The 18,520-nt window shown below is 67.7% G+C and carries 15 protein-coding genes and 1 tRNA gene; 8 read left to right on the plus strand and 8 right to left on the minus strand.

The window, feature by feature from the left end; translation table 11 throughout:
- Positions 1 to 12 precede the first annotated feature (12 nt).
- The 3 genes from FBZ88_RS10970 to FBZ88_RS10980 form a co-directional block, all read right to left on the minus strand.
- Positions 13 to 2,421, minus strand: coding sequence for a TonB-dependent receptor (locus tag FBZ88_RS10970; protein ID WP_145616833.1), 2,409 nt, complete (start codon positions 2,419 to 2,421; stop codon positions 13 to 15).
- Between the two features lie 310 nt (positions 2,422 to 2,731).
- A complete protein-coding gene (locus tag FBZ88_RS10975) occupies positions 2,732 to 4,141 on the minus strand; it encodes a DUF2252 domain-containing protein (protein WP_145616834.1) in 1,410 nt (469 codons plus the stop codon).
- Positions 4,142 to 4,389: 248 nt separating this feature from the next.
- Positions 4,390 to 4,464: transfer RNA gene (locus tag FBZ88_RS10980), tRNA-Thr, on the minus strand.
- A gap of 223 nt (positions 4,465 to 4,687) precedes the next feature.
- On the opposite strand from FBZ88_RS10980, the gene FBZ88_RS30175 reads away from it, so the two are divergent.
- The 4 genes from FBZ88_RS30175 to gcvA all read left to right on the plus strand — a co-directional run bounded on the left by FBZ88_RS30175 (position 4,688) and on the right by gcvA (position 7,979).
- On the plus strand, positions 4,688 to 4,843 hold the full coding sequence (locus FBZ88_RS30175) for a hypothetical protein (RefSeq protein WP_186464329.1): 156 nt from the start codon (positions 4,688 to 4,690) through the stop codon (positions 4,841 to 4,843).
- 168 nt (positions 4,844 to 5,011) lie between these two features.
- The gene (gene dcd, locus FBZ88_RS10985) at positions 5,012 to 5,566 is read left to right on the plus strand and encodes a dCTP deaminase (protein ID WP_088873773.1); all 555 of its coding nucleotides are present in this window, start codon (positions 5,012 to 5,014) and stop codon (positions 5,564 to 5,566) included.
- Positions 5,567 to 5,708: 142 nt separating this feature from the next.
- Positions 5,709 to 6,992 (plus strand): UDP-N-acetylglucosamine 1-carboxyvinyltransferase, encoded by a 1,284-nt coding sequence (gene murA / locus FBZ88_RS10990; RefSeq protein ID WP_145616835.1) that lies wholly within the window; start codon positions 5,709 to 5,711, stop codon positions 6,990 to 6,992.
- A gap of 81 nt (positions 6,993 to 7,073) precedes the next feature.
- Complete coding sequence (gene gcvA / locus FBZ88_RS10995; RefSeq protein WP_145616836.1) at positions 7,074 to 7,979, plus strand: transcriptional regulator GcvA; 906 nt, start codon at positions 7,074 to 7,076, stop codon at positions 7,977 to 7,979.
- Here gcvA and FBZ88_RS11000 read toward each other — a convergent pair whose 3' ends face one another.
- From FBZ88_RS11000 to FBZ88_RS11020, 5 genes are all read right to left on the minus strand, one after another.
- Positions 7,980 to 8,777, minus strand: coding sequence for a crotonase/enoyl-CoA hydratase family protein (locus FBZ88_RS11000; protein WP_145616838.1), 798 nt, complete (start codon positions 8,775 to 8,777; stop codon positions 7,980 to 7,982).
- Between the two features lie 105 nt (positions 8,778 to 8,882).
- On the minus strand, positions 8,883 to 9,767 hold the full coding sequence (locus FBZ88_RS11005) for a substrate-binding periplasmic protein (protein ID WP_145616839.1): 885 nt from the start codon (positions 9,765 to 9,767) through the stop codon (positions 8,883 to 8,885).
- A 44-nt stretch (positions 9,768 to 9,811) separates the two neighbouring features.
- A complete protein-coding gene (locus FBZ88_RS11010; RefSeq protein ID WP_186464330.1) occupies positions 9,812 to 12,934 on the minus strand; it encodes a ligand-binding sensor domain-containing diguanylate cyclase in 3,123 nt (1,040 codons plus the stop codon).
- Positions 12,935 to 13,135: 201 nt separating this feature from the next.
- A complete protein-coding gene (locus tag FBZ88_RS11015; protein ID WP_186464331.1) occupies positions 13,136 to 13,693 on the minus strand; it encodes an FKBP-type peptidyl-prolyl cis-trans isomerase in 558 nt (185 codons plus the stop codon).
- Positions 13,694 to 13,838: 145 nt separating this feature from the next.
- Entirely contained in the window at positions 13,839 to 14,522 is a 684-nt protein-coding gene (locus FBZ88_RS11020) for a hypothetical protein (protein WP_145616842.1), read from the minus strand.
- A gap of 164 nt (positions 14,523 to 14,686) precedes the next feature.
- On the opposite strand from FBZ88_RS11020, the gene FBZ88_RS31310 reads away from it, so the two are divergent.
- The 4 genes from FBZ88_RS31310 (at position 14,687) to FBZ88_RS11040 (ending at position 18,464) form a co-directional block, all read left to right on the plus strand.
- Entirely contained in the window at positions 14,687 to 15,955 is a 1,269-nt protein-coding gene (locus FBZ88_RS31310) for a glycosyltransferase (protein ID WP_186464332.1), read from the plus strand.
- Positions 15,956 to 16,238: 283 nt separating this feature from the next.
- Entirely contained in the window at positions 16,239 to 16,622 is a 384-nt protein-coding gene (locus FBZ88_RS11030; protein WP_004271341.1) for a response regulator, read from the plus strand.
- Positions 16,622 to 17,500: a protein phosphatase CheZ gene (locus FBZ88_RS11035; protein ID WP_088873782.1), complete on the plus strand. Its 879-nt coding sequence runs from the start codon at positions 16,622 to 16,624 to the stop codon at positions 17,498 to 17,500. Before FBZ88_RS11030 ends, FBZ88_RS11035 begins: the two co-directional genes overlap by 1 nt.
- 214 nt (positions 17,501 to 17,714) lie before the next feature.
- Positions 17,715 to 18,464, plus strand: a complete 750-nt coding sequence (locus tag FBZ88_RS11040) for a substrate-binding periplasmic protein (RefSeq protein WP_186464333.1) — start codon at positions 17,715 to 17,717, stop codon at positions 18,462 to 18,464.
- Positions 18,465 to 18,520: the final 56 nt, after the last annotated feature.

The raw sequence follows: 18,520 nt of genomic DNA on the forward strand, positions 1-18,520 counted from the left end.
ATGCGTCCACGATCAGTAGGTGACCGTCATCTTGGCGGAGATGAAGCGCGGCGGCGCCGGCTGATAGCTGGGCAGGTTGGCCGCGACGCCATTGTAGGGCTGGGCGTTGTTGCCGAAATTGATGCCGCCCAGGTAGCGCTTGTCGAACAGGTTGGTAACCGACAGCACCAGCTTGGTCGCGAACCGGCCGGTCAGCGCTTCCGGCAGGGTGTACCCGGCCGCGACGTCGAAGGTGTAGAAGGACGGCACCTCTTCATCATTGGTCAGGGTGCTGAAGCGGTGGGCCGTGTACTTGCCCTGGATCTGGGCGAAGTAGCTGTCCCGCTCATACCGCAGCAGACCGGAAACCAGCCATTCCGGCGTATCCGTCAGCTGCTTGCCCGCCGTGGGCAAGGGCACCGTCGAGCCGTTGGCCAGACCGACGTACAGGTCGTTCTTCAGGTGGCTCTGGGTATAGGCGGTGGACATATAGGCGGAGAAGCCGTCGATGGGCTTGGTGCCGACCTCGGCCTCCAGGCCTTTGATGATGACGCCGCCGATGTTCTTCGACACCGTGGTGTTGGCCGTGACGTCGAACAGCGACTGCTGGCGGTTGGAGTAGTTGGTGTTGAAGACGGTGACGGAGCTGATGAACCATTCACCGGCGTAGCGGTAGCCCGCCTCCAGATCCACGGTGGTTTCCGGCTGGATGGTGGAGAGGTTCACGCCCGGCGTGTACAGGGCGGAATTGTCGGTGGCGCGGAAGGTCTGCGTGGCCGACGCGAAGATCTGGTTGCTGTCGTCGATATGGTAGACCGCACCCGCGCTGGGCACGAATTTGCCCTGGTCCAGTTCCGGATGGGTCGGCGCGATGGCGTTGGCGTTCGCGGTGCGCAGGCTGAGCGGCAGATAGTTGATGCCGCCGCGGTTGATCTGCGAATGCTGCAGGCCGACGCTGAGCGCCAGCTTGTCATCGAACAGGTTCAGGGTGTCGACCACGAAGGGGCGCACCACTTCCGTCGTCGTCTTCTGGTCCTGGGTACGGACGACGCTGCCGTCGGCGCGGAACACATGCTCGTTGTAGAGGTCGGGCCACAGGCTGACGGGATTGCCATTGGGGTCAACCGACAACAGCGGCTTCCATTCGCGCAGCTTGCCAGTTTCGTACTGGAAGCCCACCACCAGCTCATTGTGGCCATAGGTCCACTTGCCACGGGTGACGAAGCCCGGGCGCATCTGCTGCTGGGCGAAGAGGTTGTAGAACAGCTTGTTGTCCAGCGTGTCGTGGTCGCCGTTCAGGTCGATGCCCTTGAACGCCTGGCCCGGAACGCCGAACTGCGCCGCGTTGGTTTCGGAGAAATAGCCGGCGGTGCCGCCGCCGCCGAAGCCGTACCAGAGATAGGGCTGGACATCGAGGCGCAGGTTGTCGGTCAGGGCGAAGTTGCCCTTCACCGACACCACCAGGTTTTCGAACGGGTTGGTCGCCAGCTTGTAGTAGTTGGAGCGCTGAGTCAGCAGCGGGCCGTTGTTGTCGTTCTGCACCGTGCCGGTCGCCGCCGGGGCGGTGGGGGCGAAGAGGGTGGCGAAGTTGAAGTCATAGCCGTACTGGGCGATCTGCGCCTTGGTCAGCGCCTGGTACGAATAGGTTTCGGCCGTGTTGTAGAAGGCGCTGAGCGCGATGCGGCTGCTGTCGCCGATGTCGTGCGCGATGGAGGCGTCGACATGCTGGCGCTTGGTCGTGCCCTCGCCACGCCACACGTCCACCGCGGCGTTGGAGTAGGAGATGAAGGCCTTGGTGCGGAAGCCGATGTCGCCCGTGTCCACGCGCACGAACTCGCGGCGCAGGCTGTTGTCGCCCAGCGCCTGCTGCAGCGTCACATGGAACTCGTCGGACGGCTTCTGGATGACCATGCCAATGTTGCCGCCCGTCTCACCCACGTTGGGCGTGTCGGCATCGCCGGCACCCTGCATGATGTAGACCTGGGACAGGTTCTCGGCGTCGATGTATTCCTGCGGGTAGACGTTGAAGGTGCCGCTGTCGTTGACCGGCACGCCGTCCAGGATCAGACCGATCTGGTTGGATTGGAAGCCGCGGACGGAGATGGCGCCACGGCCGGTGCCGGTGGCGTCACGGCCGTTGGAGTTCACGCCCGGCGCCAAGTTGATCAGCTGGAAGGGGTTGGCCGCCGCGGGCTGGTCCTGGATGAACTTCTGCGTGACGACCGAGGCGGACTTCGGCGCCTCCTGCATCGTGATCTGGCCGGTGGCGCTCACGGGGCGGCCGCCGGTGATGAGGATGGTTTCCACGTCGCCGGCCGACGAGGCCTCCTGCGCCATGGCGGCCCCGCACACCATCACGTTGAGGGCGGCACCCGCCAGCAGGATGCGGCGCAGGCGCAAGCGTTCGCGGGCGGCGACGCCGCCCGGCGTGAAAGTCGTCATGAGAATCCCCCGATCTTTTCCTACCGGCGCCCTGCTTCCCAAGAGGTCGCCAACCAATGTTTGTGCATCTGCACTAACATCAGAGTGTTGCAGTTTCAAGGCGTTGGGAGAAAAGGTCGGTTGCAGTATGTCCTTTGCGCTTCGCAGCGGCGAATTCGCCCAGAACTTGATCAAATGGTCAGGTTTTGTGACTGTTTTCTGACCGCTCGGTCAGGCAAATTGACGCACCCTCTGCCCAGCTTTGCCGCACGGAAAAGGCGAATCGGGGCAAAAACGCGACGGTTGCCGAATTGGAAGCGACGGGCGCCGGTCATCCCGCCTTTTTCCCCTTGGCCTTGCGCGGCAGATCCGCCACCTCCAGCCGGCCATCGGCCACGGCCTGTTTCAATGCCCCATGGTCGGCGGCGCTGATCTCGGCATAGCCGGCGGCGAAGTCCGCCACCGCGTCGTCGAAGGTCCCAGAGTTGCCGAGATAGCCCGCGATCAACGCCGCGTCACCGGAACGGGCGTGGGCGCGCGCCAGCGTGGCGCCGCACAGGGTGGCGTAGAAATCCAGCCGATCGTCCTCCATCAGCGTGCTGGCCGACGCCAGCCGCCGGTCCTTCAACTGGCGGATATAGAAATGACGTCCGGCCTCATCGGCCGCCCACCCCAGGAAACCGTCGCTGACCGTCTGCAGAGTCCGTTGGCCCACCACCACCCGCTGGCCCTGGTTGGCGTAAGGCGACGCGCCGGCATAAGGCGCCAGCATCGACGTGGTCGCCTCCTTCACCTGCAGGAACAAGGGGTGTCCGTCAGGGTCGACGAACAGCCCGATGGCGCAGAAGGTGCCGACGGAGCCTACGCCTACGACCTTGAAGGCCACGTCAGCCAACTGATAACGATCGATGAGGAAACGGCGTTCCTCGGGCAAGGTGTCCCGGTAACGGGTGAACAACGCGCGGGCGCGCAGGGCCGCTTGGCCCTGGCGGTCCGTCCCTTCGTCAAAATGATAGATCAACGGTGGGGCGTCACGGATGCGGGCCTGGCTTCCGTCGCCCTGGGCCAGGCGGGGAAAGTCGTCGCCGGCGGACGGGGTGGCGGCCGCCTTGGCCAACAGATCCATCTCCTTGGCGCGCGTGGCCTCATCGTTGATGCCCTGGACCATGGCGGTGATATCCACCCGGCTGGACCAAGCCGTCAGGGGATCCAGCCCCGCCAGTTCCCCCATGCGCAGGCGGTAGGCGGTGACGGCGGCGCGCGCCATGTCCTTGGCGGCACCAGGTGTATGCCCCGCGTCCCGCGCCGCCAGGACCAGGGAAGCGGCGAGCCGCTTCACATCCCATTCGAAGGGCGCCGACAGCGTCTCGTCAAAATCGTTGAGGTCGAAGACGGGTCGGCTTTCGGGGCTGGCGTAGATGCCGAAGTTCATCAGATGACAGTCGCCGGAGGCCTGGACGCGAATGCCGCTGACTGGCACCTGGGCCAGGTCGCGGGCCATGACCGCCGCCGCCCCCCGCAGGAAGGTGAAGGGGCTGGCCACCATACGGGCCCAGCGCACGGGCAGCAGCGACTGGATGCGCGTGGCGGAGGTCGCCACCAGCAGCGCGACAGGATCGCCCCGGCCCTTCAGCGGCGGCAGGGCCGCGTTGCCGGAACGGGGGGCGGCGTCGCGCAGGGCCTTGCCAGCCTCCTTACGCTTGTCGGCGGGCAGAGCGCGCAGGGCGGCGAGATCGGGCATGGATGTCTCCGGGCTGATGAAGGCTCGGGAAAGCGGCAGGGACCGCCGGGGAACGTCCGAAGTGTCGGAAGCGATTATGGCACCGATGTGAAGTCTCAGCGCCATGGCCAGGGACTCAACCGGTATAAGGATTTTCCACCAGGATACCGGTACCGTTCCATGATTGTTCATGGGAAACGACGATTGGCCGCACCTTCGCCCCGACGGGCGACGCAGACTTAAGTATCTGATTTTAAGGAGGGTTCGGATGGTGCTGCCAGAGAGGATTGAACTCTCGACCTCTCCCTTACCAAGGGAGTGCTCTACCACTGAGCTACGGCAGCGCCCGTCCGGTGGGCGGGGTAATTGCCACAGGGGCGGAGGGGATGCAAGCCTTTTGAGCGAAGAAAATGAAAGATTTTTGATCGGCAGGTTCCAGGCCCTGACGGTCCACGGGGTCGAAACCCTTGGCGCGCCGCCATTCTGCGCCTATTTTCGGGACCCCGCGATAGGGCAAAGGCCAGGGCATTCACCTCCAGCCCGGCCCCTTAGGAGTAACACCGCCCCATGACCGACAAGCCGCCCGCGAAACCCGGCGCCGACAAGACCATGACCCGGGAGGAACGCCTGGCCGCCGCCCTGCGCGAAAACCTGCGCCGCCGCAAGGTGCAGTCGCGCGAGCGGGAGGACGCCACCGACGTCCCGGTGGCCGAGACCGAGTGACCCCCAAGATGTGGTGGGTACGGCCGCAGCCCCGCGCCCATTCCTGGTGCATATACCCACCAGCCAAGACGTCAGAGTCACCTTGAGCGGCGGACGGGGAGGGTCTAAGAAGGGAAAGCGCACCGTTAGTGCATATCCCATCGACCCCCGACCGCAGGAGCGACGCCCATGGCCATCATGCCCGACACCTGGATCCGCGACATGGCGCAGAACCGGGGCATGATCGAACCGTTCGTTGAGGCGCAGAAGCGCGAGGGCGTCATCTCTTACGGCCTGTCTTCCTACGGCTATGACGCACGGGTGGCGGACGAGTTCAAGATTTTCACCAACGTCGACAGCGCCATCGTCGACCCCAAGCGGTTCGACGACGCCAGCTTCGTGGACCGCAAGACCGACGTCTGCGTCATCCCGCCCAACAGCTTCGCGCTGGCGCGCACGGTGGAATATTTCCGGGTGCCCCGCGACGTGCTGGTGATCTGCCTGGGCAAGAGCACCTACGCCCGCTGCGGCCTGATCGTGAACGTCACGCCGCTGGAGCCGGAGTGGGAGGGCCACGTGACGCTTGAGATCAGCAACACCACGCCGCTGCCCGCCAAGGTCTACGCCAATGAGGGCCTATGTCAGTTCCTGTTCCTGAAGGGCGACACCATCTGCGAGACGTCCTACGCTGATCGCTCGGGCAAATACATGGGCCAGCGCGGCGTGACCCTGCCGCGCCTGTGAGTCGCGACCCACATTGATTTCCAGGCGGCGGACCGCCGCCGCCCCAATTCCGCCATACCCCTCCGCCATCACCCTTTCAGCCGGCACGGCCCCCAAGACAGGGCTCAAGACCGGCACGTTCGAACCGATCGGCCCTTTCCCCATGGACAAGTTACGCATACGCGGCGGCGCGCCGCTGAACGGCAGCATCCGCATCAGCGGCGCCAAGAACGCGGCCCTGCCGCTGATGGCCGCCTGTCTCCTGACCGAGGGGACGCTGACGCTGGACAATCTGCCCCACCTGGCCGACATCACCACCATGGCCAACCTGCTGGCTCAGCACGGTGTGGACATGGTGTACGAGGGGGGCGCCACCTCCTGCGCCCAGCGGGCGGTGAACCTGACCGCGGCCACCATCACCTCGACCGAGGCGCCTTACGACCTGGTGCGCAAGATGCGCGCCAGCGTGCTGGTGCTGGGGCCCCTGGTGGCCCGCTTCGGCCAGGCCAAGGTGTCGCTGCCGGGCGGCTGCGCCATCGGCACCCGCCCCGTCGACCTGCACATCAAGGGGCTGCAGGCCATGGGCGCCAGAATCGAGCTTGAGGCCGGCTATATCCACGCCTCCGCCCCCGAGGGGCTGCGGGGGGCGGAGTTCGTCTTCCCCCAGGTGTCGGTGGGCGCCACCGAGAACCTGCTGATGGCCGCCTGCCTGGCCACGGGCGAGACCGTCCTGATCAACGCCGCGCGTGAGCCGGAGATCACCGACCTGGCCCACTGCCTGGTGGCCATGGGCGCCGAAATCAGCGGCATCGGCACCGACCGCCTGCACATCGTGGGCAAGCCGTCGCTGCACGGCGCCCGCCATCGCATCGTGTCCGACCGCATCGAGACCGGCACCTATGTCATGGCGGCCGCCATCACCGGTGGTGACCTGGAACTGGTGGGGGGCGAGCTGGAGCACATCCAGGCCGTGGCCACGGCCCTGACGGGGGCGGAGGTGGTCTTCACCCCCACCGACACCGGCTTCAGGGTGCGCCGCGCCAATGGCGAGGTGCTGGGCGTGGACGTGATGACGGAACCCTTCCCCGGCTTCCCCACCGACCTGCAGGCGCAGATGATGGCGCTGATGTGCACGGCCAAGGGCGCCTCGATGATCACCGAAACCATCTTCGAGAACCGCTTCATGCATGTGCCGGAACTGGCGCGCATGGGCGCCAACATCACGGTCCATGGCTCGTCCGCCCTGGTGCGCGGCGTGCCGCGCCTGACCGGCGCGCCGGTGATGGCGACGGACCTGCGCGCTTCGGTCTCGCTGGTGCTGGCCGGGCTGGCCGCCCAGGGCGAAACGACGGTCAACCGCATCTATCACCTGGATCGCGGCTATGAGCGCATCGAGGACAAGCTGAACGCCTGCGGCGCCCAGATGGAGCGCCTGAAGGGCGATTAAGCCGGAAGGGAATCCGCGGGGGCGGTGGCGTGCCGCCCCACGGATGAACTATCCTCATCCGAAAATGGATGAGCCGCCGCCATGCCCTACCACCTGCCACCGCTGAGTACCCTGCGCCCTTTCGAGGCGGCGGGCCGCCATCTCAGCTTCAAGCAGGCGGCGGAGGAATTGAACCTGACCCCCAGCGCCGTCAGCCATGCCCTGCAGACGCTGGAGGATTGGCTGGGCACGCCGCTGTTCACACGGGGGCACCGCAGCCTGGCCTTGACACCGGCGGGCGCAGCCTATTTGCCCGAGGTGCGCGGCATGCTGGAACGGCTGGCCGTCGCTACGTCCGCCTTGCCAGGCCGCGCGCGCAGCGGCCGGCTGGCGGTCAGCGTGGCGCCCACCTTCGGCCTGCGCTGGCTGGTGCCACGCCTGCCCCGCTTCCGCGACCAGCACCCGGACATCACCCTGACCCTGGACACGAGCCAGCGCCCGGCGGACCTGCCGCGCGACGGCGTGGACGTGGCCATTCGCATGCGCCAGGACGACTGGCGACCCGACGAGGGTGCAGACTTGTACGCCGCCTGCCTGGTGCGGGAGGCATTGATACCGGTCTGCGCCCCCACCCTGGCGGCACGCGTAACCGCCCCAGCCGACCTTAACTCGGTGCCCCTGCTGCATGTCGACAGCGTGACGGAGGAGTGGGCAGCCTGGGCGGTGCCGACCGGGATGGATATCAGCGCCCTGACCGGCGGCGCGCGGTTCGACACCGTGCACATGGCGCTGGAGGCAGCGGCCAGCGGCCTGGGCGTGGCCATGGGCCGCCTGCCCCTAGTGGACACCGACTTGGCCACCGGCCGCCTGGTGGCCGTGCTGGGCCCGCCCAGGCCCATCCGCACCGGCTACTGGCTCATCACCAGCCGGGCCGGCCGCAACCGGCCGGAGGTGTCGGCCTTCCGCGCCTGGATCAAGGCGGAGCTGGCCGCATCCCCGATCGTGTAATCAGGTGCCGGTGTAAATGGCGGGACGGCGGGAGATCCAGGCGTCCAGCCCTTCCTCCAGATCGTGGCCGGGGACCAGGGCGGCGAAGGCGGCGCTTTCGGCCGCCAGGCCTTCCGCGATGGGCATATTCACACCGCGTGTCACAGCGGCCAGGATAGCGGCAACCGCACCGGGCGCATGACGGATGATGCGGTGGGCGAGGTCCCGGGCGGCGGGCATGAGTTGATCATGCGGCACCACCCGGTTGACCAGCCCCAAGTCCAGCGCCCGTTCAGCGGAGAAGCTGTCGCCGGTCAGCAGCAGGTCCAGCGCCCGCTTGCGCCCCGCCAGACGCGGCAGTCGCTGGGTGCCGCCGAAGGTGGGCGGCATCGCCAGTTTGATCTCCGGCTTGGCGAACAGGGCGCGGTCGCTGGCCACCGCCAGGGGCGCCGCCTCCGTGATCTCGCACCCGCCGCCATAGGCCAGGCCGTTGACGGCGACAATGATGGGTTTGGAGTAGGCCTCTATACGGCTGGTCAGGGCCTGGCCCCGGCGCACGAAGTCACGCACCGCCACCGCCGCGCCCAGGCGCACGCTGCCGGCAAACTCTGGAATGTCCCCGCCGGCGGAGAAGGCGCGATCGCCGGCACCCGTCAGGATGACAGCGCGGACCGCGTCGTCGCCCTCCATCTCCTCCAACGCCTTCAGCAGGGCGTCGACCAGGGCGTAGCTGAGGGCGTTCAGCTTTTCTGGACGATTCAGGGTCAGGGTGGCGATGCCGTCGTCATCGACGGTGCGCAACAGGACGGGGGTAGTCATTGGGACACCTTTGCGAGGGAAGAGGCGCCCACTGTTCCCGTTTCCTTAAAGCCCGGACAAACGCGCCTTTCGCACCTTCACATGAGCAAAACTCACCTGAGTGAATCAGGGCACTGGACCTGCGGGCTGGACGGGCACGCCCAGATACCGTTCCACGATTTGATCGAACACCCCCTCGGCGCGTAACTCGTCCGCCGCCCGCCGCAAATCCCGCGCCGCCTTGGTGGTGGCTGCGTCGCGGGAGCAGCTGAGCCATCCCTCCATGGCGCCCACCCGCAATTTACTGCCCAGCATATCGGCCAGCCCCAGGCGGCTGATCAGCGCGTCCAGCATGACCTCCGCCCCCACCACGCCGTTGACCCGGCCGGCGCGCAGCATACGCAGGGCGCTTTCAAGCGAGGGGGCCGGAACCAGGGGAACGCCTAGCCGGTCCATGAGCCGGGCGACGCTGCCGCCGGTGGTGCGGGTGCTGGCCACGGGGCCCAAGGCCCTCACGTCCTCCGCGCTGGCCAGCCGTGTGCCGGCGCGGGCCACCACCGCCAACGGCATCTGCAGCACCGGCGCCAGGGGGACGAAGGCGATGGCGGGCATCTCCTCGCGGCCCACGCCCGGGGTGCCCGGCAGCTTGGTACCCGGCAATTGGGTTCCTGACAGCCGGCTGTCGGGCGGATGATTGTCGGACAGGGCGAACACCACCGTCCCCGCCCGCATCAGTTCGTCATACAGGCGCAGCTGCGGCATCACTTCCAGGTGGCCGGGCTGGCCGGCGCGGCGCAAGATCGCCCTGGCCATGTCGGGCATGGGGCCGGTCGCGCCATCCCCCTCCCCTTCCGTCCACAGGGGCAGGGCGGACAGCAGGAAGCGCACCGGTCCCGCCTCTGCGCCCGTATCCTCAGGCATGGCCCGCAGGGCGGAGACACGCCCGGCGGCCGCGGCCAGCGCGGCGCCGCCCGACATGGCTCGAATGAACATGCGCCTGTCCAGGCCCATGGCGTGCCCCCCGGCTTTTCCCCGTCCTCACACGCGTGTGGCGGTCACGTTCCGGTCGCGTACTCCACCCTGTTGCGACCTAAATGCTTGGCCCGATACAAGGCCTGATCCGCCCGCTTGATGATTTCCTCCAGCGACGGCACCCCCGTCGGCCCATGGCTGGACGTCGGCCCGACGGAAATGACGCCAAAGCTGCAGGTCACCGTCACACTCACGCCGAAGGCATCGACGTGCACGTCGGGCGCGGCCTCAGGCCGCCCTTCCTCATGGGCCTGAACCATGCCAGCAGGCACGTCGCCCAAGGCGACGGGGGTTAGGGAGATGGCGCCATGCAGGCGGTTCAGCACCTCCCCACAGTCTTCCCGCCCTAGCCCGGGCAACAGGATCAGGAATTCCTCGCCACCGTAGCGGCCAACCGCGTCGTAGCTGCGCACGGCGGCGGACAGCCGGCGCGACACCTCGACCAGCACGGCATCGCCTGCGGGATGGCCATGAGTGTCGTTGATGCGCTTGAAGTGATCGACGTCGGCCAACACCACGGTCAGCGACGCGTCCTCGCGCCGCCGCGCCAGTTCCAACTCCAGCAAATCCAGGATGGCGCGGCGGTTCCACAGATGGGTCAGGCTGTCGTACATGGCCAACTGGCGCAGCTGCTCCCGCGAGGCCTCCAACTCCCGCGTCCGCGCCTCCACCAGGATTTCCAGGGTGCGCCGCCGTTGCATGTCGGCATGGGTGCGCCAGCGGTAGATGGCGACACCGATCGCGACCACGGACAGGGCGCAGCCGGCGAAGAACAACTTGGTCTGCCACCAGGGTGGCCGGATGCTGAAGGGCACCAGGATGGCGGGGGCCATGGCCTGCAACGCCGTGTTGCGGGCCACGAGCTCCAGCTCGTACGTCCCCGACGGCAGCGCGGAGTAGCGGATTTCCTCGGCCGCCGTCACGTTCCAGTCGCTTTCCAGGCCGTTCAGGCGATAGCGGTAGATTTGCCCGCCCCGGCTGCGGAAGCTGGGTGTGGTCAGATGGAAGGTCAGGGGGGCGGTATCCCAGGGCAGTTCGAAATTGCCGTCGGTGGGCAAGGCCATGCCGTTGCGTTCGATGCCCGTCACCCGCGTCACCAGCGCCGGCCGGTTGAACAGCAGATCCGGCCGCGTGATATGGGTCATGCCCTTACTGGTGCCCACCCACAGGGTCCCGTCGTCATCCTCGATCAGGGCGCTCTGGTTGCAGTCGTTCCACACCAGGCCGGTATCATGGCTGTATTGGCGCAGGGCGCCGGCATTCCACACCAGCACACCGCTGTCGGTGGACAGCCACATCCAGCCGCGCCGGTCCTCCAGGAGACCCAGCACCTGGCGGTCGCCCACAAGATCCTCGGTCACGTCGCCCACCGGCTGCAGGACGCCGGTGCCGGCCCCTGGCGCGTTGCCTAGTGGCTCCTGCACATGGGCCAGGCGGACGGTCTCCCCGCCCAGCCACAGGCTGCCGTCGCGGGCGCAGGCGATGACGTTGAAGCGGGTGACCGGGGGCACGCCGGTGATGGTCGGCGCCGTCCATTTACCCTCGCCAAAGCGCAGCACGCCGGTTTCCGTCGCGAACCACAGGGTGCCGGAGGGCGCCTGGCAGGCGCTGGAAACCGAGCTGTCGGGCGGGATGGGCAGGACGGCACCCAGGGGCGCCGCCTGGGGATTCGGACCTTCCGGCTTGTCGATGAGATAGAGGCCCTTCTTGCGGGTCATGACCCATAACCGGCCCTGCGCATCGATGAAGACCTGGAAGATGAGGGGCAGGTGGGCCACGACGACGGCCGGCGGCGGCGGCGCCCCGTCCTTTCCCGGATCCTGGTAGAACAGCAGGCCGGAGAAGGTGCCGCCCCACAAGCGGCCGGACTTGTCCAACGCCAGGCTGCCGACCTGATGGTTCAGAATGGGCTGGCCGCCGGGCGCCGGAATGATGTGCGGGGGAATATCACCCCCCTCTTCCAGCCGGGCCAGGCCACCATCGGTGCCGATGACCAGGCGGCCGGCGCCGTCACGGCGAAAGGACCAGACGGATTCATGGATCAGCCCCTGGCGCGCCGTCCAGTTGGCCCAACTGCGATAACCGACCCAGTGGGTCAGGCCCAAGCCGGCCGAGCCCACCCACAGGTCGCCGTCGTGATCGACCAGCAGGGCGCTGACCTCCCGCGCCGGCAGGCCATTGGCATCGCCCAGCTGCTCCCAGCGGCTCGGCGCTTGCCCCTTGCCTGGATGTGCCAGGCGCAACAGGCCCTGGTCGCCGAAGGTGACGATGTTGCGATCCATATCCTGCAGCAGGGGCAGGAACACCCGGACGTTGGTGCGGGTCGAGGGCAGCGGCAGCTGCGCCGTGAAGCGCCCGCCGTCGCCCTGGGCGGCTGAGGGCGCCAGCGCCAGCACCTGATGTTCACCCCGCGCCCACAACGTGCCATCGACATCGCGCAGCACATTGCCCCACCGATCGGGAGCGACACCCTGGTCGGGCCCCCACAGCTTCAGCCGGCCTTGTCGAACCTCGCACAGCGCCTGGCCGCAGCCCAGCCATATGTCGCCGCCGCCCTGCTCGCCCACACCGAACACCCGCACACTCTGGATTCGGTTGAGCGCCGGTTGGGCGGCCTTCTGCTCCGGCGTGAAATAAGGGCGGGCGACCCAGGCGACGGCGGTGGTGGCACCCGGCGCGGCGTCGGCCCTGTGCGCCTCCACCACCAGCAGGTCCTCGCGGCCCACCACCAGCAGGTGGCCCGCATCCAGCGATGCCAGTTTCTGGCCTTGCCATACGGGCACCGGCCGCCCGTCCTGGGACACGGGGGTGAAGGTGCGGCCGTCCCAGCGGTATAGGCCTCCGGTGGTCCCCACCCAAAGGACGCCCGACGGCGTCACATGGATCGCGCTGATGTAGGGTTCCTTCAACCCCTCTACGGGACCGAAACGCAGGAACTTTCCGCCGTCGAAACGATAAAGCCCGTTCTCGGTCCCCACCCAGAGGAAGCCCATGGCGTCTTGCGCCAGCGCGGTGATGGACAAGTTGGCGAGACCGTCTTCCTGGGTGTAGGAGCGGAAGGCGTATTCCTGCGCCGCCGCAGGCGCCAACAGGGCGCCAAGCCAGCCCAGGACGCAGAGCAGGGCGGCCGCCAGCCGGCGCTGCACTCGCCCCCACCCCTCGGCGGTCGTCCCCACACTTACGACGGCGACTGATCCCAAAACCTTGCCCGTGCCTGTTCCCTCGGTACCGGCGGGTTTCCCCGAACGGCATACATCCCAAGATGTGACGGGGTTGGGCGCAACAACGCAAGAGTCTTTAGGCGGCGACGCCCGGCGAGCAAGCCCCCGGAACGATCGCGCGCCCGATCAGCCGGCACCTTTGCTGCGCAGTTCGCCCGGCATGACCTCGAACAACTCGACCTTGAAGATCAGGGTGGCGCCGGCGGGGATGACACCGTCACCCGAACCCTTTTGGCCGTAGCCCATCTCCGCCGGGATGACCATTTCGATCTTGTCGCCGACATGCATGCGCGGGATCACCTCGACCCAGCCCTTCACCACCTTTTCCAGGGACATGACGGCCGTCTCATCCCGCTGGTATGAGCTGTCGAAGATGGTGCCATCGGTCAGCCTGCCCTCGTAATGCACCCGGATGCGGTTGCTGGGGTTGGGCTGCTGGCCAACGGCCGGCTCCTTCTTGCGGAGGAAACGATAGGCGACGCCGTTGGTGGACATTTCCACGCCGGGCTGCTTGGCATAATCCAGGATGAACTGGTGCTGGGCATCGACCTGGCCGCCGATCGCGGGGCGGGCGTTCAGCGGCACCTGCGCCTGGGCTGTGCCGGCCGCGAACGGAAGGGCCAGCGTCGCCGCCATTAGGGTGGAATAGGTCAGGGTGGAATAGATAAAGCTGTGCCCGCGCATCAAACCGCTCCTGCGAAGCCGGCCGCCCATCCCGCCGCCCTTGAGATCAGGGCCGGACGCCGGACGGTGCCGGTTGTTTTATCCTGGACGGTGGCTTCCCCCACCCGATAGGGCCACCCCAGGGGCCCACCCGCGGGGATAAGGATTACGGCTTGGGCGTATCCCCGCGCAAGCCTTCCGGAATGGGCGCGTCGATTGGGCCGAAGTTCATCATGGTGTAGCCCTTGGGCAACTCGAAGAGGGCCCCGTCCTGCCGGCCGCGCTTCAGGTCGGCCAAGTCCAGGCGAATGGTGACGGGGCCGTTGCCGTCGTTGGCCGTGCCTTCGACCCGCATGTAGATGCCGTCCGCCGTGGACCACACCTGGCCCTCGAACCCGCCCCCCTGGTCATAGGTGCCGATGACGCGGTAGCGGACCACCGCCTCACCCCCCAGCGTATCCCGGCCCAGCGCCTCGGCGTCCAGCTGTGAAAGGCGGGTCAGGTCGGGGGCCGCCTCCGGATCCTGGGGAGAAAGGGGGGCCGCCATGTGCGACTCCGGCTGCAGCACGAAGGCGGTATCGCGATCGGGACGCACGATGAGGATGGTGCTGAGCCCGCCCTCCCTCATATCGCGCCGTTCCCGCCCCTGGTCATGGAAGACGCGCAGGTCCTGGCGTACGCCGTTGACCGTCAGGGCCTCCGCCGCCTGGTAGTCACCGCCCATCTTGGGCAGGCCACCCGCGGGCAAATCCGACACCGCCTTGGACGGGGCGGACTTTGCCGGCGCCGACTGCGCCAGGGCGGCGGGCGACAGCAGCAGCATGGCGGCGAGCAGGATGGAACAGCGCATGGGGCGGGTGGCCCTTTCACAAGGAACTAAAGATGTGGGCTGGGACCCTAGCGCCCGGACGGGGGCCAGGCAACGGCCCGCCGCCCTTACACGATGGCGGGCGAGGAACCCAAGCGCCCTTGCCGCCACGCCAAGGCCAAGGTAAGCCCGGGGCGTCGTCATGGATGAAGGCGCTGGCACCCGTGAAAATCCTGATCGTCGCCGCCGGCTCGCATGGGGACGTCCTGCCCTTCATCGCCCTGGGCGCGGAACTGCGACGGCGCGGGCATGAACCCCACCTGTTCGCCATCGCGGTGTTCGAGCCGCTGGCGCGTCAGGCGGGAGTGCCCTTCACCGCCCTGGGTAGTGCGGAATTCTATGAAGGCCTGCTGCGCCACCCCGACCTGAACCATCCCAGCCGATCGCTGCGCGTCATGGCCCAAGCCATGGAGCATACCGGGGCGACGGCCTGGACCACGCTGGACGCCGCCGTGGTGCCAGGCCAAACCCTTGTGGTGGGCAGCACGCTGGCCTTCGTTACCCGGTCGCTGGCGGAGCGCCACGGCCTGCCCGCCGTCACCGTGCATCTTGCGCCCGGCGTGCTGCGCACCCTGCACGCGCTTCCGCGCCATGGGGGGCCCGTGCCGGGGGCCGGAGCGCCGCGCTGGCTGAAGCGACTGTTCTGGCGCCTGGTCGACAACCTGGTGGTGGCCCCAACCCTGGGCGCGGCGCTGAACCGGCACCGCCGGGCCGTGGGCCTGGCGCCGGTGCGCCGCCCCATGGGCGATTGGCTAAACCAGGCCGATCTGGTCATCGGACTGTTCCCCGACTGGTACGCGCCGCGCCAGCCCGACTGGCCCGCCAGCCTGGTCCTGACCGGCTTCCCCTTGTACGACAGCGCACCCGGCATGGGCCTGCCGCCGGAGCTGGAGAGCTTCCTGGCCGCAGGTCCGCCGCCCGTGGCCTTCACCTCCGGCACGGCCACGGCCCGGGCGCTGGATTTCTTCACCACCTCGGCGGAGGCTTGCCGCCTGTCGGGCCGGCGCGGCGTGCTGCTGACCCGTCATGCCGACCAGGTGCCAGGCCCGCTGCCGCCAGACGTGGTGCGCGTGGACTATGCGCCCTTCAGCCGCCTGCTGCCCCGCTGTGCCGCCTTCGTCCACCACGGTGGCATCGGCACCACCAGCCAGGCGCTGGCCGCCGGCGTGCCGCAACTGATCCGGCCCATGGCCCATGACCAGTTCGACAACGCCGCCCGGACAGTCGCCCTGGGCGTCGGCAGGCAGTTGCCCATGCGCCGCTACCGCCCCGCCGCCGTCGCGGCGGCATTGGAGCGCCTGATCGGCGATCACGCCATGAAACGCCGCTGCGCCGAGGTGGCCGCCGGCCTGGTCGCCGACACCGCGATCACCGAAGCCTGCGACCGCATCCTGGCCTTGGTCCCAGGCCGCTGAGACCGCCCAAGAGTTGCAAGGCGCTCAAGCCCTTGGGGTCGGCTATTGGTGATTCCGTCAAAGAGACAAGCTATCCCGGGGCGATGCTTGACAACCGTTTGGGCGCCTTCCAAAGTGCCGCGCGGCGCCGTTCAGAAGGGACGCGCCGGGAAGTGTTTTCATGTCCCGGAACGGGCAGAACGCCCACCCGGCAGGATTTCCTGACCGGCCACCGGATCGGAGGGGGCACTCTCCCGCGCCCTGTTTCCATCCTCCGCTCAACTTTTGGCACTTGGGGGTTTGCGTGTCCTTGAATATCCAGGTCCTCGTCGTCGACGACTACGCGACGATGCGGCGCATCATCAGGAACCTGCTCACGCAGATCGGCTTCACCAAGATCGACGAGGCCGCCGACGGCGCCGAAGCGTTGGCCAAGCTGCGCGCGTCCACTTTCGGCCTGGTCATTTCGGACTGGAACATGGAGCCGATGACCGGCCTTCAGCTCCTTAAGGAAGTGCGCGCGGATGTCCGCCTGAAGGGTACGCCCTTCATCATGGTGACCGCGGAGTCCAAGACCGAGAACGTCGTTGCCGCCAAGGAAGCCGGCGTCAACAACTACATCGTGAAACCTTTTAACGCCGACACGCTGAAGAAAAAGATCGAGAGCGTCATCGGCGCGCTGGGGTGATGCCTGTGTCGGATTTCTTTTCCGACCTGTCTGACGAGGAATACGCCCGTATCGAGGACGCGCTGCAGTCCACGGCGCGCGGGCGTGCCTTTCTGCGCATGCGGGACCGCCGGGGCCGCGTCGTCGCCATCGACGACGTGCGCCGCCTGTTGAAGGAAGCCAAGACGGGGGGCGAGGTCGATAGCTCCGGCGCCCACATCCGTATCCTGCGGCGTGAGTTGCAGGAAATGGCGTCGCACATCGCCCAGACCCGGCGCGAGATCGCAGCCCTGAAGCCGGACGACCCCTCGGCCAACCGCATCATGCTGGCCACCGAGGAACTGGACGCCATCCTGCAGGCGACCGAGCACGCCACCACCGAGATCCTGAACGGGGCCGAGCGCATCCAGTCGGTGGCCGATCGCCTGCGCGGCGAGTCGCCTGCCGTGGCCAGCGAGCTGGACAACGAGGTCATGGAGATCATGACCGCGTGCAGCTTCCAGGACATCACCGGCCAGCGCATGACCAAGGTCGTGAACACCATGCGCTATATCGAGCGCCGGGTGCACACCATGATCGAAATCTGGGGCCTGGAAACCGAAGCGGCCGAGGCCATCATGGACGACCCGCAGGACGTCCGGCCCGACAGCCACCTGATGCATGGCCCCGCCCTGCGCGGCGGCATCGACCAGAACATGGTCGATGCCCTGATGGATGGCGGTGGTTTCGCCCCGGTGGCCGCCCCCCCGCCCCCTCCACCGCCGCCGCCGCCCGCCCCGGTAGCGGCGCCACCGCCAGTGGCACCACCTCCCCCTCCGCCCAAGCCAGCCAAGGCACCAGAGCCGCCCGCCAGCGACGGCAAGCTGAGCCAGAGCGCCGTGGACGACATGTTCCCGTAAGACCACCAATACCCCCGGATGCCCCCGCATCCGGGGGTTCGCTTTTGCGGCCGGCCACCGGTTCACGTTCGAAACGCCCATGAAAGATTGCTGACGGTGGTAGAACCCCGGCGACAGGCTTGCCATCCTTTGCCATCCTGCAAGCGAACGAATAGCGCCCCCGACGGTGCGGCCGGCGGACGGCCGTCCAGGAGGGCGGGGCCGGATGGGGCAGATGAGGATTACGGCAACCGGTGCGAACGGCACCGCCGCCGGCGTGACCACGCGACGCGGGTTCCTATTGGCCGCCGCCTTATGGGGCGCGGCCGGACGCGGTGCCAGGGCGCAGACGCCTGCCATCCGCATTGGCGGTAACCCTGCCTGGTTCCCCTACAGCTGGGAGGAGGGGGATAGGCTCCGTGGCCTGGGGGCCGAAAAGGCGCAGGCCGCACTGAATCACCTGGGACTGGCGGCCATACCTTTGACGTTCGGCCGCTGGCAAAGGGCACTGGCGGCGCTGGAGCACGGCCGGGTGGACCTGCTGGTCTCCGCCCTGTGGAACGCCGAGCGCACGGACCGCATGCTCTATACCGCCCCTTATGCCAGTGACGACGTGCGCGCCTTCGTGCGCAGTACCGATGTGGGGCGCTACCGCACCGTCGCCGATTTGTTCGGCCGCGCGGGCGTCGCCCCGCTGGGCAGCGCCTATGGCGCAGAGATGGACGCGCTGGAGTCCCGTGGCCTGAACCTGGAACGCAGCGGCACGACGGAGGGCATGCTGCAGCGCGTGCGCTATGGCCGGGCGGATTTTTGCGTCCTGGTTCATCGCAACGGACTGCATCTGCTGGAGACGCTGCATTTGGCGGGCGAGTTGGCGCCCCTGCCCTTCGCGCTGACGCGCGTGCAAATCCGCATGCTGATCCGACGCGATGGCCCCCTGGCCGACCGGCTGGACGCCCTGAACACCCTGATCACCGACGCGTGATGCGCCACCGAGGCAACGACACCGCCATGTCGCGCATACTTGTCTGAGTGAGCGAC

The sequence above is a fragment of the Nitrospirillum bahiense genome (assembly GCF_007828025.1).
GTDB lineage: Bacteria > Pseudomonadota > Alphaproteobacteria > Azospirillales > Azospirillaceae > Nitrospirillum > Nitrospirillum amazonense.

Coding starts and splice junctions, on each gene's coding strand:
- FBZ88_RS10970 (WP_145616833.1), bottom strand. CDS start 2,421: ATGACGACTTTCACGCCGGGCGGCGTCGCCGCCCGCGAACGCTTGCGC.
- FBZ88_RS10975 (WP_145616834.1), bottom strand. CDS start 4,141: ATGCCCGATCTCGCCGCCCTGCGCGCTCTGCCCGCCGACAAGCGTAAG.
- FBZ88_RS30175 (WP_186464329.1), top strand. CDS start 4,688: ATGACCGACAAGCCGCCCGCGAAACCCGGCGCCGACAAGACCATGACC.
- dcd (WP_088873773.1), top strand. CDS start 5,012: ATGGCCATCATGCCCGACACCTGGATCCGCGACATGGCGCAGAACCGG.
- murA (WP_145616835.1), top strand. CDS start 5,709: ATGGACAAGTTACGCATACGCGGCGGCGCGCCGCTGAACGGCAGCATC.
- gcvA (WP_145616836.1), top strand. CDS start 7,074: ATGCCCTACCACCTGCCACCGCTGAGTACCCTGCGCCCTTTCGAGGCG.
- FBZ88_RS11000 (WP_145616838.1), bottom strand. CDS start 8,777: ATGACTACCCCCGTCCTGTTGCGCACCGTCGATGACGACGGCATCGCC.
- FBZ88_RS11005 (WP_145616839.1), bottom strand. CDS start 9,767: ATGGGCCTGGACAGGCGCATGTTCATTCGAGCCATGTCGGGCGGCGCC.
- FBZ88_RS11015 (WP_186464331.1), bottom strand. CDS start 13,693: ATGCGCGGGCACAGCTTTATCTATTCCACCCTGACCTATTCCACCCTA.
- FBZ88_RS11020 (WP_145616842.1), bottom strand. CDS start 14,522: ATGCGCTGTTCCATCCTGCTCGCCGCCATGCTGCTGCTGTCGCCCGCC.
- FBZ88_RS31310 (WP_186464332.1), top strand. CDS start 14,687: ATGAAGGCGCTGGCACCCGTGAAAATCCTGATCGTCGCCGCCGGCTCG.
- FBZ88_RS11035 (WP_088873782.1), top strand. CDS start 16,622: ATGCCTGTGTCGGATTTCTTTTCCGACCTGTCTGACGAGGAATACGCC.
- FBZ88_RS11040 (WP_186464333.1), top strand. CDS start 17,715: ATGAGGATTACGGCAACCGGTGCGAACGGCACCGCCGCCGGCGTGACC.